This is a genomic window from Mycobacterium sp. (assembly GCF_032161845.1).
Classification (GTDB): domain Bacteria; phylum Actinomycetota; class Actinomycetes; order Mycobacteriales; family Mycobacteriaceae; genus Mycobacterium.
The window spans coordinates 1-13,579 of sequence record NZ_JAVRQA010000141.1; the positions used below are offsets into that span (position 1 = coordinate 1).

Below are 13,579 nucleotides of genomic sequence, written 5' to 3' on the forward strand. Positions count from 1 at the left end.
CGACGAACATCCCGTTCCTGCAGGCGGTCGTCGACGATCCCGACTTCCGCGCGGGTCGGGTCACCACGTCGTTCATCGACGAACGCCCGCAATTGCTGACCGCTCACGTGTCGGCCGACCGCGGTACGAAGATGCTCAACTACCTCGCCGAGGTCACGGTCAACTCGCCGTACCGCGATCGGGCCCGGATCTACCCCCAGGACAAGCTGCCCGATCTCGACCTCGACTCGATCCCGCCTCCCGGCAGCAAGCAGCGCCTGATCGAGTTGGGTCCGGAGGGGTTCGCGGCGTGGCTGCGGGACTCTCCCGCGGTGGGCGTCACCGACACCACCTTCCGTGACGCGCATCAGTCGTTGCTCGCCACCAGGGTGCGGACCTCCGGCCTGGTGGCCGTCGCGCCCTACATCGCACGCATGACGCCAGAACTCCTGTCGCTGGAGTGCTGGGGTGGCGCGACTTACGATGTGGCCCTTAGGTTTCTGAAGGAAGACCCGTGGGAACGACTGGCGGCGCTGCGTGAGGAAGTGCCCAACATCTGCCTGCAGATGCTGCTGCGGGGCCGCAACACCGTCGGGTACACCCCGTACCCGGAAGTCGTCACCGAAGCATTCGTCGAGGAGGCCACGGCCACCGGCATCGACATCTATCGGATCTTCGACGCGCTGAACAACGTCGAGTCGATGCGCCCGGCCATCGACGCCGTTCGGGCGACCGGCACGGCGGTCGCCGAGGTCGCGATGAGCTACACCGGCGACCTGTCGGATCCGGCCGAAACGCTCTACACGTTGGACTACTACCTCAAGCTGGCCGAGCAGATCGTCCAGGCGGGCGCCCACGTGCTGGCCATCAAGGACATGGCGGGCCTGTTGCGGGCACCGGCCGCGACCACCCTGGTCTCGGCGTTGCGCAGCAGGTTCGATCTGCCGGTGCACGTGCACACCCACGACACCCCCGGTGGCCAGTTGGCGACCTACACCGCGGCGTGGCAGGCCGGCGCCAGCGCGGTCGACGGGGCAGCCGCTCCGCTGGCGGGAACCACCAGTCAACCGTCGCTGTCCTCGATCGTCGCGGCGGCGATGCACACGCGCTACGACACCGGCTTGTCGCTACGGGCCGTGTGCGATCTAGAGCCGTACTGGGAGGCGTTGCGAAAGGTGTACGCGCCCTTCGAATCCGGGCTGCCGGGCCCAACGGGACGGGTGTACAGCCATGAGATTCCCGGCGGCCAGCTGTCCAATCTGCGTCAACAGGCGATCGCGCTGGGCCTCGGCAATCGCTTCGAAGACGTCGAGAACGCCTATGCCGGTGCGGACCGGGAGCTCGGTCACCTGGTCAAGGTCACGCCGTCGTCGAAGGTCGTCGGTGACCTCGCGCTGGCCCTCGTCGGGGCCGGGATCACGGCCGAGGAGTTCGCCGCCGATCCTGCGCGGTTCGACATTCCCGACTCGGTCATCGGGTTCCTGCGCGGTGAACTCGGAGATCCGCCGGGCGGATGGCCGGAACCGCTGCGCACGAAGGCGCTGGCGGGACGTCCACCGGCAAATCCGACCACGGAGCTCAGCGCGCAGGACGAAGTGCTGCTCGCGGAGGCGGGCACCTCACGACAGCGGACCCTGAACCGGCTGCTTTTCCCCGGGCCGACAAAGGAATTCGACGCCCACCGCGAGGTCTACGGGGATACCTCGCGGCTGTCGGCCAACCAGTTCTGGTACGGGCTGCGCCACGGCGACGAACACCGCATCCAGATCGACCGCGGCGTTGAGCTCATCATCGGACTCGAGGCCATCTCCGAAGCCGATGAGCGGGGCCTGCGGACCGTGATGTGCATCCTGAACGGGCAGTTGCGTCCGGTGGTGGTGCGCGACGAGAGCATCGCCGACACCGTGCCTGCGGCGGAGAAGGCGGACCGCGCCAACGGCGATCACGTCGCCGCGCCGTTCGCCGGGGTGGTGACCGTGAACGTCGCCGCAGGCGATGTGGTGACTGCGGGTCAGACCATCGCCACCATCGAGGCCATGAAGATGGAGGCAGCGATCACCGCACCCAAGGCGGGCACCGTCGACCGCGTCGCCGTCGCGGCTACCGGACAGGTCGAAGGTGGCGATCTCCTGGTGGTGATCTCCTCGGTGGGCAAGAGCGAAGCGACGGGGGGATCGAACTGACCCGGATCGTCGGTGGTCAGTTCGGCGGCCGGCGAATCGCGGTGCCACAGGGTCGCTCCGGGCGGGGCACCCGGCCCACGACGGACCGGGTTCGGGAGTCGTTGTTCAACGTGCTGACCGCGCGCCTCGACTTGGCGGGTGTCGTGGTTCTCGACTTGTATGCCGGGTCGGGTGCCCTTGGGCTGGAGGCACTTTCGCGCGGTGCGTCGTCCGCGCTATTCGTGGAGGCCGACCGGCGGGCGGCCGCCGTCATCGCCGACAACGTCGCGGCGCTGGGGGTTACCGGTGCGGCGGTGCGGTGCGGCAGTGTCGCGTCGGTGCTCGCTGCGGGCACCGACCGTCGCGCGGATCTGGTGTTCGCCGACCCGCCGTACGAGGTGCCGTCGGCTGACGTCGACGAGGTGCTCTCGGCCCTCACCGATCATGGCTGGGTGGCTGCCGGCGCCGTCGCGGTGATCGAGCGCCCTTCGTCGGCGCCCGCGTTGACGTGGCCCACCGGATGGACGGTGGGCCGGGATCGCCGCTACGGCGACACCCGCCTCGAATTCGGCGAGATCGCGTAGCGTCGTCGGACATGAGTGGCGCCGTATGCCCAGGCTCGTTCGATCCCGTGACCCTCGGCCACATCGACGTGTTCGAGCGGGCGGCGGCTCAGTTCGACGAAGTGGTCGTCGCCGTGCTGGTGAATCCGAACAAGTCGGGCATGTTCACCGCCGACGAGCGCATCGAGTTGATTCGCGAGTCGACCACGCACCTGCCGAATCTTCGGGTCGAGAGTGGCAGCGGGCTGGTCGTCGACTTCGTGAAGTCGCGCGGGCTGACCGCCATCGTCAAGGGTCTGCGCACGGGCACCGACTTCGAGTACGAGCTGCAGATGGCGCAGATGAACAAGCACGTCGCGGGCGTCGACACGTTCTTCGTCGCGACGACACCGCAGTACTCCTTCGTGTCGTCGTCGCTCGCCAAGGAGGTCGCGCTCTTCGGGGGCGACGTCTCGGAGTTGCTGCCTGCGCCCGTCAACGCGCGGCTGCAGTCGAAGCTCGCCGACCGCGCCCCGGGGTGACCGACGCGAAAACGGCGACTCACCGGCGTGGCGTGCCAAGTCACACGGGTAACACCAGGCACACTGGTAACGACCAACTAGGCCGGGAGGGTGTTGCCGTGTACCGAGTATTTGAGGCGCTCGACGAACTCGGAGCGATCGTCGAGGAAGCCCGCGGTGTGCCGATGACGGCTGGCTGCATGGTGCCCCGTGGCGACGTGCTCGAATTGCTGGACGACATCAAGGATGCGATCCCCGGCGAGCTCGACGACGCCCAGGACGTGCTCGACGCCCGTGACGGGATGTTGCGCGAGGCCAAGGAGCACTCCGATTCGATGGTCTCGACGGCGACCGCCGAAGCGGACTCCCTGCTCAACCACTCCCGCGGCGAAGCCGACCGGATCCTCGCCGACGCCAAGGGCCAGGCCGACCGCATGGTCGGCGAGGCGCGTCAGCACAGCGAGCGGATGGTCGGCGAGGCCCGCGAAGAGGCGAACCGCATCATGACGACGGCCAAACGGGAGTACGAGGCCAGCACCGGTCGCGCGAAGGCCGAGGCCGACCGCCTCATCGAAAACGGCAACCTCTCCTACGAGAAGGCCGTGCAGGAGGGCATCAAGGAGCAGCAGCGGTTGGTGTCGCAGACCGAGATCGTGCAGACCGCGACGTTGGAGGCCACCCGGCTGATCGACACCGCCCACGCCGAGGCCGATCGCCTGCGGGGCGAGTGCGACATCTACGTGGACAGCAAGCTGGCCGAATTCGAGGAATACCTCAACGGCACGCTGCGCTCGGTCGGACGCGGCCGCCACCAGTTGCGGACCGCCGCGGGCACGCACGACTACGCGCAGCGGTAGGACCTGCCAACCGCGGCCGTAGAATCAGCGAATGGCCGAAAAGTCGAAGCATGGCGTGCGTCACGGCCCCCCGTCACCCTTCGCGCTGGACATCTCGCGACTAGGTATGCGCCCCGGCTCGATGATCACGTTCGCGGAAACGATGCCGGCACCGTCGCGGATCGGCATCGAGTTGATCGCCATCCCCGAAGGCGCTCCCGTCGAACTCGATCTGCGCTTGGAATCGGTGTCCGAGGGTGTACTCGTCAGCGGCACCGTATCGGCACCGACGGCCGGTGAGTGTTCGCGCTGCCTGACTCCCGTCGCTGGGGACGTCGAGATTTACCTCACCGAGTTGTTCGCGTATCCGCACACAGTCACCGAGGCCACCACCGACGACGACGACGAGGTCGGGCGCGTCGTCGACGACAGGGTCGACCTCGAGCAGCCGATCATCGATGCCGTCGGCATGGAACTGCCCTTCTCGCCGGTGTGCCGCGACGATTGCCCAGGACTCTGTCCGGAGTGCGGTGCCCCGCTGGCCGAGTTCGCCAATGATGCCGAACCGCACGGCCATGACGTCATCGACCCGAGGTGGGCCAAGCTGGCGGCCATCAAGAACGCCGGCGACGGGCCGCCGGAGCCGGCGGCGGGCGGTCGCGAGTGACGGTCGATCGGGCGCCGCTGCTCGAGGCGCTCGGCGTCGACCTGCCGGACGAGCTGTTGACCTTGGCCCTGACGCACCGCAGTTACGCCTACGAAGCCGGCGGTCTGCCCACCAACGAGCGGCTCGAGTTCCTTGGTGACGCGGTCCTTGGTCTGGTGATCACGGCGGAGATCTTCACCAAGTACCCGGACCGCAGCGAGGGTGAACTCGCCAAACTGAAGTCGGCCGTGGTGAACACGCAGGCCTTGGCCGGGATCGCCAGGAACCTCACCGACGACGGGCTGGGTGCGTACCTTCTGCTCGGCCGCGGCGAGGTGGGCAGCGGTGGCGCCCACAAGGCCAACCTTCTCGCGGACGCGGTGGAGTCGCTCCTTGGCGCGACGTACGTCCAACACGGACACGAGGTCGCCCGCGAGGTCATCGTCCGGATGTTCTCCGACGTGCTCGAAACGGCGGCGAACCTGGGCGCGGGTCTGGATTGGAAGACCAGCCTCCAGGAGCTGGCGGCAGCTCGCAGGCTTGGCGTCCCCGCCTACGTCGTCTCCTCGACTGGCCCCGAGCACGACAAGCACTTCACGGCACGGGCAGTCGTCGGCAATGAGGATTACGGCCACGGCGAGGGCCATACCAAGAAGGAGGCGGAGCAACAGGCCGCCGCCGCTGCATACAAGGCGCTCGAAGGGCTCGAGACCCTCGGAGCCCCCGAGACCGAGCTAGCGCGGGATGCCTGAACTACCAGAGGTCGAGGTCGTCAGGCGCGGGCTCGCCGCACACGTCGTCGGGAAGACCATCACCGCCGTCCGGGTGAACCATCCGCGCGCGGTGCGACGGCACGAGGAGGGTCCCGCCGATCTGACGGCGCGACTGCTCGACAACGTCATCACGGGAACGGGCAGGCGTGGGAAGTACCTGTGGCTGACGCTCGGCAGCGGCGACGCCCTCGTGGTGCACCTCGGGATGAGCGGCCAGATGCTGCTTGGGCCCGTCACGAAGACCGAGCACCTACGGGTCGCCACGCTGCTCGACGACGGAACCGCGATGAGCTTCGTCGACCAGCGCACGTTCGGCGGCTGGATGCTCGCCGACCTGGTCACCGTCGACGGCACCGAGGTGCCATTGCCCGTCGCGCACGTGGCGCGCGATCCGCTTGACCCGCTGTTCGACCGCGCGGCAGTGGTGAAGGTGTTGCGGCGCAAGCACTCCGAGATCAAGCGTCAACTGCTTGACCAGACGGTGGTCTCCGGCATCGGCAACATCTACGCCGACGAGTCGCTGTGGCGCGCGAAGGTCAACGGTGCCCGCATCGCGGAATCGTTGACCAAGCCGACGCTGGCCGCGCTCCTTGGCCACGCCGCCGACGTGATGGGCGACGCCCTTGGTCAGGGCGGCACGTCGTTCGACTCGCTGTACGTGAACGTCAACGGCGAGTCGGGGTACTTCGACAGGTCACTCGATGCCTACGGCCGGGAGGGTGAGCCGTGCCGTCGCTGCGGCGCGGTCATGCAGCGGGACAAGTTCATGAACCGGTCGTCGTTCTACTGTCCACGGTGCCAGCCAAGACCGCGCCAGCCAAGACCGCGACGTTGACCATCGAATCGCGGGCGGGAAGAGGAGAGAAGGAAGTTGATTCGTGACTGAACTCTGGGTCGAGCGCACCGGGGTGCGCCGCTACACCGGTCGCAGCAGCCGAGAGGCCGAGGTGCTCGTCGGCTCCGAGGACGTCGACGGCGTGTTCACCCCCGGCGAGCTTCTCAAGATCGCACTCGCGGCCTGCAGTGGCATGAGCAGCGACCACGCCCTGCGGACGCGACTCGGCGACGACTACCAGGCCACCGTCCACGTGTCCGGTCCCGCTGATCGTGAGCAGGAGCGCTACCCACTGATCGAGGAGAACCTCGAGGTCGACTTGTCGGCGCTGTCGGAGGAGGAGATCAGGAAGCTCATCGTCATCGTCGAGCGGTCGATCGACAAGGTGTGCACCGTCGGCCGCACCCTCAAGACCGGCACCGAGGTGACGTTCGAGGTCACCAAGAAGTGAACCTGCCGTCGGGCCAGGACGTCCGCCTGACCGCCTGGGTACATGGCCGCGTGCAGGGTGTCGGGTTTCGCTGGTGGACGCGGGCCAGGGCGCTTGAGCTCGGGTTGACGGGATTCGCGGCGAACAAGGATGACGGTCGCGTGCACGTCGTCGCGTGCGGATCCCGCACGGCATGTCAGCGGTTGGTCGACCTGCTGCAGGGCGGTGCCACGCCGGGTCACGTCGACACGGTCGTCTACGACCTCTCGGAGTCGGACAATCCGTTCGAGGGGTTCGCCGAGAGATAGCAACCCCGCAGGTAAGCTCGCACGTCATGCATCTAAAGAGTCTGACGCTGAAGGGCTTCAAGTCCTTCGCTTCGCCGACGACTCTGCGCTTCGAACCGGGCATCACCTGTGTCGTCGGTCCCAACGGATCGGGGAAGTCGAACGTCGTCGACGCCCTGACGTGGGTCATGGGCGAGCAGGGCGCCAAGACGTTGCGGGGCGGCAAGATGGAGGACGTCATCTTCGCGGGCACCTCGTCGCGGGCGCCGCTGGGCCGCGCCGAAGTGACGTTGACCATCGACAACTCCGACAACGCGCTCCCGATCGAGTACTCCGAGGTGTCCATCACCCGGCGGATGTTCCGTGACGGTGCAGGCGAATACGAGATCAACGGCAACAGCTGCCGACTGATGGACGTCCAGGAACTGCTGTCGGACTCGGGCATCGGCCGCGAGATGCACGTCATCGTCGGTCAGGGCAAGCTCTCCGAGATCCTCGAGTCCCGGCCCGAGGACCGACGGGCGTTCATCGAGGAAGCCGCGGGCGTGCTCAAGCACCGCAAGCGCAAGGAGAAGGCGGTCCGCAAGCTCGACTCCATGTCGGCGAACCTCAATCGGCTGAACGACCTGACGAGCGAGTTGCGGCGTCAGCTGAAGCCGCTCGGGCGCCAGGCCGAGATGGCCCGGAGGGCGCAGACCATTCAGGCCGATCTCCGCGATGCCAAGCTCCGGCTGGCTGCCGACGATCTGGTCATCCGCCGCACCGAGCTCAACGACACCAGCCAGGCCGAGACGACGTTGCGGCGCGAACACCACGAGGTCAGCACCCGGCTGGAGATGGCGACCATCGAGCTGACGACCCACGAAACCGCGGTGTCGGGCCTCAGCGGTCGCGCCGAGGCGGCACAGCAGACGTGGTTCCGGTTGTCGGCCCTCGCCGAACGCGTCAGCGCCACGGTGCGGATCGCCACCGAGCGAGCGCAACTGCTCGACTCCGACGTCGAAGCGTCCCAGGGAACCGATCCGGAGGAACTCGAGGCGCAGGCCGACGAAGTGGCCGCGAACGAACAGCTGCTACTCGCCGACCTGGCGGAATGCCGGGACCGGCAAGAGCATGCGCGCGCGGAGTTGAGTGAACGTGAGCGCATCGCCGGCGAGGCCGAACGTGCACACCTGGCGGCAGCTCGCGCCGAGGCAGACCGCCGGGAGGGGCTGGCCCGGCTCTCCGGTCAGGTCGACACCATGCGTACGCGTGTCGAGTCGATCGACGAAGGCGTGGCACGGCTCACGGTCAGCCTCGAAGAGTCCGCGATGCGGGTTGAGCAGTCCAGAGTCGACTTCGAGAACGTCCAGAACCGCGTCAGCCAACTCGACGCCGGTGAAGTCGGGCTCGACGATCAGCATGACCGCACGGTCACTGCGCTACGCCTCGCCGATGAGCGGGTCGCCGAGCTACAGGCCGCCGAACGCGCCGCCGAACGTCAGGTGGCATCACTGCGGGCGCGCATCGACGCGTTGGCGGTCGGGCTCGACCGCAGGGACGGCGCCGCGTGGCTGCAGAAGAACCACGGCGGCACTGGACTATTCGGCTCGGTGGCGAAGATGCTGCGGGTCCGCGCCGGATACGAGGCGGCGGTGGCAGCCGTACTCGGATCCGCCGCCGATGCGTTGGCGGCCGAGAGCTTCGGCGCGGCTCGCTCGGCCGTCGCGGCGCTGAAGCAGGCCGACGGCGGCCGCGCCTCGATCGTCCTCGGTGACTGGCCCGAAGCGGCAGAGCCACGGCGAAATTCGGGGGGATCCCTGCCCGTCGGTGCGCTGTGGGCCGTCGATCTCGTCGAGCCGTCGCCAAGGCTACGCGGTGCCATTGCGACGATGCTGGCCGACGTCGTGGTGGTCGCCGATCTGGCCGCGGCGCTGGACCTGGTTGCGGCGCGCACCGAGCTCCGGGCGGTGACCACCGACGGGGATCTGGTCGGCGCGGGTTGGCTTACCGGAGGTTCGGATCGCAAACCGAGCACGTTGGAAATCACCTCCGAAATCGACAAGGCGCGTACGGAATTGGCGTCGTCCGAGCGGCAGGTCTCGGAACTGACGGCGGCTTTGTCGGGAGCGCTGGCCGAGCAGGCCTCGCGCCAGGACGCCGCCGAGGACGCGCTCGCGGCGCTCAACGAATCGGACGCCGCCATCTCGGCGATCTACGAACAACTCGGCAGGCTCGGACACGAAGCCCGTGCGGCACAAGACGAATGGCAGCGACTCAACGGTCAGCGCAACGAGCTCGAAGCGGGCCGGGTGAAGACCGTTGAGGAGATGTCGGGGCTCGAGGAACGGCTGCGCAATGCGCAGGAGGTTCCCACGTTCGACGCCGAGCCGGTGGATCGCCAGGCGTCGGTGGCGGCCGCCGAAGAAGCCAGGGCTGCCGAGTTCGAGGCGCGGTTGGCGGTGCGCACCGCCGAGGAGCGGGCGAATGCGGTTCGAGGACGGGCAGATTCGCTGCGCCGAGCGGCAGCCGCCGAGCGTGAGGCCCGGCTGCGCGCGCAGCGGGCGCGGGTGGCGCGTGAGCATGCCGCGACGGTGGCGGCAGCGGTCGCGGAGTCGGGCCGGTTGGTCGCCGCGCGGTTGGCCACCGCGGTCGCGGTCGCGGGTCGCACCAGGGACGGACTTGCCGCCGAACGCAGCCATCGCGCCGAGGCGCTTGGCGCGGTGCGGCTCGAGGTCAATGAACTGAACGCCAGAATCACAGCGCTCACCGACTCCCTGCATCGCGACGAGGTCGCGAAGGCCCAAGCGGCTCTTCGCATCGAACAACTCGAACAACATGCGCTAGAGCAGTTCGGCATGGCGACCGACGACCTCATCTCCGAGTACGGCCCGCACGTGTCACTTCCGCCGTCGGAGCTGGAGATGGCCGAGTACGAGCAGGCCAAGGAGCGTGGCGAGCAGGTGACCGCGCCTGCTCCGATGCCCTTCGACCGCGCCACCCAGGAGCGTCGAGCCAAGAAGGCGGACCGCGAACTCGCCGAGCTCGGACGAGTGAATCCCCTTGCCCTGGAAGAGTTTGCGGCTCTCGAGGAGCGTTACACCTTCCTCTCCACCCAGCTCGAGGACGTCAAGGCGGCCCGCAAGGACCTGCTCGACGTGATCGCCGACGTGGACGAACGCATCCTTCTGGTCTTCGCCGAGGCGTACGCCGACGTGGAGCGCGAGTTCACCCAGGTGTTCGCCACGCTGTTTCCCGGCGGTGAGGGACGGCTGCTGCTTACCAACCCCGACGACATGTTGACCACCGGCATCGAGGTCGAGGCCAGGCCGCCAGGCAAGAAGATCAAGCGACTATCCCTGCTGTCCGGTGGCGAGAAGTCGCTGACCGCCGTCGCGATGCTCGTCGCGATCTTCCGTGCGCGGCCGTCACCCTTCTACGTCATGGACGAGGTTGAGGCCGCGCTCGACGACGTCAACCTGCGGCGTCTGATCACGCTGTTCTCTCAACTCCGCGAGCGCTCCCAGCTCATCGTGATCACGCACCAGAAGCCGACCATGGAGGTCGCCGACGCGTTGTACGGCGTCACCATGCGCGACGACGGCATCACGACCGTGATCTCGCAGCGGATGCGGGGTCAGGAACTGGTCACCTCTACTCCCTAGGCTGACCACCTGACCCGTGCCCCACCGGGATGAGGGTTACCCCGACCCACCCTGAGACAATGATCCCGTGACGCAAGGTCAGTTGGTAGGTCTCTGGATAGCCCTAGCGGTCGTGGCCGTACTCGTCGTAGTCGCACTGGCCGTCGGGCTGGTGCGTTACCGGCGGCGACGGATCAGCTTGTCGTCTCCAGAGAAGGGCGCGACCCTCGACGCACCGGTCGACAAGTCCGGCGGATACACCGCATCGTCGACGATCGCGTTCTCGAAGTCGAGCGACACCATCGAACCGCCTGCGGTCAGCCCCGGCGCGCCGCTGGACACGTCGGGCCTGCCCGCCGTGGGGGATGACGCCACCATCCCGCGCGATGCGCCAAGGCGCTCCATCTCCGACGTCCAACTACCAGAACCGCAGGCGCCAGAGGTCGCCGAGGTCCACCCGCTACCCGAGCCGTCGGCACCAGAGATCGAGTCGATCGCCCCCGCGGACGGCAGGCTGGAGCGCCTTCGCGGACGACTCTCGAAGTCGCAGAACGCGCTCGGCCGCAGCATGCTCGGCCTGCTCGGCGGCGGAGACCTCGACGAGGACTCCTGGGAAGCCATCGAGGACACCCTGCTCGTCGCCGATCTCGGCCCCGTCGTCACCGCGTCCGTGGTCAGTGCACTGCGAGCCAGGATGGCCGCGACCAGCGTCCGGTCCGAGGCCGACGCAAGGGCCGTCCTGCGCGACGTCCTCATCAACGAACTTCGCCCCGAGCTGGACCGCTCCATCAAGGCGCTGCCGCATGACGACAAGCCCTCGGTGTTACTCGTCGTGGGAGTCAACGGAACGGGCAAGACGACCACCGTCGGAAAGCTTGCCCGCGTGCTCGTCGCCGACGGGCGCCGCGTCGTCCTCGGTGCCGCCGACACGTTCCGGGCGGCCGCGGCCGACCAGTTGCAGAGCTGGGCGGCCCGAGTCGGGGCCGAGGTGGTGCGTGGCCCCGAGGGCGCCGATCCGGCGTCGGTGGCCTTCGACGCCGTCGATCAGGGCATCAGAAGCGGAGCCGACGTGGTGGTCATCGACACGGCGGGCCGGCTGCACACCAAGACGGGTCTGATGGACGAGTTGGGCAAGGTCAAGCGGGTCGTGACGAAGCGTGCCGTGGTCGACGAGGTTCTGCTGGTACTGGACGCGACGATCGGCCAGAACAGCTTGCCCCAGGCGAGGGTCTTCGCCGAAGTCGTCGACATCACCGGAGTCGTCCTGACCAAGCTTGACGGTACGGCCAAGGGCGGCATCGTCTTTCGCGTGCAGCAGGAACTTGGGGTGCCGGTGAAGCTGGTCGGTCTCGGCGAGGGGCCCGACGATCTGGCCCCCTTCGAGCCCGCCGCGTTCGTCGACGCCCTGCTCGGCTAACGCCCTGACGAGGCGATTAACACCGCCGAAACGAAATCGGCCGATCCGTTCACATGGGTGAAACACGGGCGGCTCATTGGCGAAACAACCAGTGCGCATTGTCTTGGCCTAGGTCATCGGTGACTAACCGTGGCATGGGCGAAGGAGGAAACTGGGAGTGGACGGATTTCCGATAATGGGTGTGCCGGACACCGGCGACACGGCATGGATGCTGGCTAGCTCCGCACTCGTGCTGTTGATGACCCCTGGACTGGCCTTCTTCTACGGCGGCATGGTTCGCGCCAAGGGCGTGCTGAACATGCTCATGATGAGCATCAGCGCCATGGGCATCGTGACGGTGCTGTGGGTGCTGTACGGCTACTCGATGGCGTTCGGCAACGACGTCGGCAACTTCATGGGCAACCCCATGCAGTACTTCGGTCTCAAGGGTCTCATCGGAGGCAACGCGGTCGCCGCGGTCGCCGCGGATCCGGCCACTGGTACGGCCGCCGTCGACGCCACGAACATCGCGTTGTTCGGCACGATTCCGCAGACGGTCTTCGTCGCATTCCAGCTCATGTTCGCGATCATCACCGTGGCCCTGGTCTCCGGTGCGGTTGCCGATCGTCTGAAGTTCGGCAGCTGGCTGGTGTTCGCTGGACTGTGGGCGACCTTCGTCTACTTCCCCGTGGCGCACTGGGTGTTCGCCTTCGACGGGTACACCGGCGAGACGGGCGGCTGGATCGCCAACAAGCTCAAGGCAATCGACTTCGCGGGTGGTACTGCGGTCCACATCAACTCCGGTGTCGCAGGTCTCGCGCTGTGTCTCGTCCTCGGCAAGCGCCGCGGTTGGCCGGGGGCTCCGATGCGGCCGCACAACTTGCCGTTCGTGATGCTCGGTGCCGGTCTGCTGTGGTTCGGCTGGTACGGGTTCAACGCCGGTTCCGCTACCAACTCGGGTGGCATCGCGGGTAGCACCTTCGTCACCACGACGATCGCCACCGCGGCGGCCATGCTCGCCTGGCTGCTGACGGAGAAGATCCGCGACGGACATCCCACCACGCTTGGCGCCGCGTCGGGCATCGTGGCGGGCCTCGTCGTGATCACGCCGTCCTGTTCGTCGGTGAATGTGCTTGGTGCACTGGCGATTGGCGCGATCGGTGGTTGCCTCTGCGCCCTGGCGGTCGGACTGAAGTTCAAGTTCGGCTTCGACGACTCGCTCGACGTGGTCGGCGTGCACTTGGTCGGTGGCCTTACGGGCACCCTGCTGATCGGACTCTTCGCCGCTCCGGAAGCGCCTGCGGCGGTTGCGGGTCTGTTCTACGGCGGCGGCTTCGACCAGCTGTGGCGTCAGGCCGTTGGTGCGTTCGCAGTCCTGATCTACTCGTTCGTCGTGACGACGATCCTGGCCTACCTCCTCAAGTTCACCATCGGGCTGCGGCTCGACGAAGAGGACGAAGCCAATGGCATTGACGAAGCCCAGCATGCGGAAACGGCTTATGAACTCGCGTGATCGGGAACAATTGACAGTGACTTGGAAGGAAACTGA

The 13,579-nt window shown here is 67.5% G+C and carries 12 protein-coding genes; all 12 read left to right on the top strand.

Annotated elements, in window-relative coordinates; genetic code table 11:
- A partial coding sequence (locus QOD90_RS08195; protein WP_526348472.1) for a pyruvate carboxylase occupies positions 1-2,162 on the top strand: 2,162 nt, incomplete at its 5' end.
- Positions 2,159-2,725 (top strand): 16S rRNA (guanine(966)-N(2))-methyltransferase RsmD, encoded by a 567-nt coding sequence (gene rsmD / locus QOD90_RS08200; protein WP_526348529.1) that lies wholly within the window; start codon positions 2,159-2,161, stop codon positions 2,723-2,725. The genes QOD90_RS08195 and rsmD, both read left to right, overlap by 4 nt.
- A gap of 11 nt (positions 2,726-2,736) precedes the next feature.
- Positions 2,737-3,225 carry a pantetheine-phosphate adenylyltransferase gene (gene coaD, locus QOD90_RS08205; protein ID WP_526348474.1) on the top strand — a complete coding sequence of 163 codons (489 nt, stop codon included), beginning with the start codon at positions 2,737-2,739 and terminating at the stop codon, positions 3,223-3,225.
- Positions 3,226-3,323: 98 nt separating this feature from the next.
- Positions 3,324-4,061, top strand: coding sequence for a cell division protein SepIVA (gene sepIVA / locus QOD90_RS08210; protein ID WP_526348476.1), 738 nt, complete (start codon positions 3,324-3,326; stop codon positions 4,059-4,061).
- 31 nt (positions 4,062-4,092) lie between these two features.
- Positions 4,093-4,707 carry a YceD family protein gene (locus QOD90_RS08215; protein WP_526348478.1) on the top strand — a complete coding sequence of 205 codons (615 nt, stop codon included), beginning with the start codon at positions 4,093-4,095 and terminating at the stop codon, positions 4,705-4,707.
- Complete coding sequence (rnc, locus tag QOD90_RS08220) at positions 4,704-5,438, top strand: ribonuclease III (protein ID WP_526348480.1); 735 nt, start codon at positions 4,704-4,706, stop codon at positions 5,436-5,438. The genes QOD90_RS08215 and rnc overlap by 4 nt, the downstream gene beginning before the upstream one ends.
- The gene (gene mutM / locus QOD90_RS08225; RefSeq protein ID WP_526348482.1) at positions 5,431-6,294 is read left to right on the top strand and encodes a bifunctional DNA-formamidopyrimidine glycosylase/DNA-(apurinic or apyrimidinic site) lyase; all 864 of its coding nucleotides are present in this window, start codon (positions 5,431-5,433) and stop codon (positions 6,292-6,294) included. Before rnc ends, mutM begins: the two co-directional genes overlap by 8 nt.
- A 43-nt stretch (positions 6,295-6,337) precedes the next feature.
- A complete protein-coding gene (locus QOD90_RS08230) occupies positions 6,338-6,745 on the top strand; it encodes an OsmC family protein (protein WP_526348484.1) in 408 nt (135 codons plus the stop codon).
- Positions 6,746-6,747: 2 nt separating this feature from the next.
- On the top strand, positions 6,748-7,032 hold the full coding sequence (locus tag QOD90_RS08235; protein ID WP_526348531.1) for an acylphosphatase: 285 nt from the start codon (positions 6,748-6,750) through the stop codon (positions 7,030-7,032).
- 26 nt (positions 7,033-7,058) lie between these two features.
- Positions 7,059-10,655 (top strand): chromosome segregation protein SMC, encoded by a 3,597-nt coding sequence (gene smc / locus QOD90_RS08240; RefSeq protein WP_526348486.1) that lies wholly within the window; start codon positions 7,059-7,061, stop codon positions 10,653-10,655.
- Between the two features lie 82 nt (positions 10,656-10,737).
- Complete coding sequence (ftsY, locus tag QOD90_RS08245; protein WP_526348533.1) at positions 10,738-12,051, top strand: signal recognition particle-docking protein FtsY; 1,314 nt, start codon at positions 10,738-10,740, stop codon at positions 12,049-12,051.
- Between the two features lie 157 nt (positions 12,052-12,208).
- Positions 12,209-13,543: an ammonium transporter gene (locus tag QOD90_RS08250; RefSeq protein WP_526348488.1), complete on the top strand. Its 1,335-nt coding sequence runs from the start codon at positions 12,209-12,211 to the stop codon at positions 13,541-13,543.
- Positions 13,544-13,579: the final 36 nt, after the last annotated feature.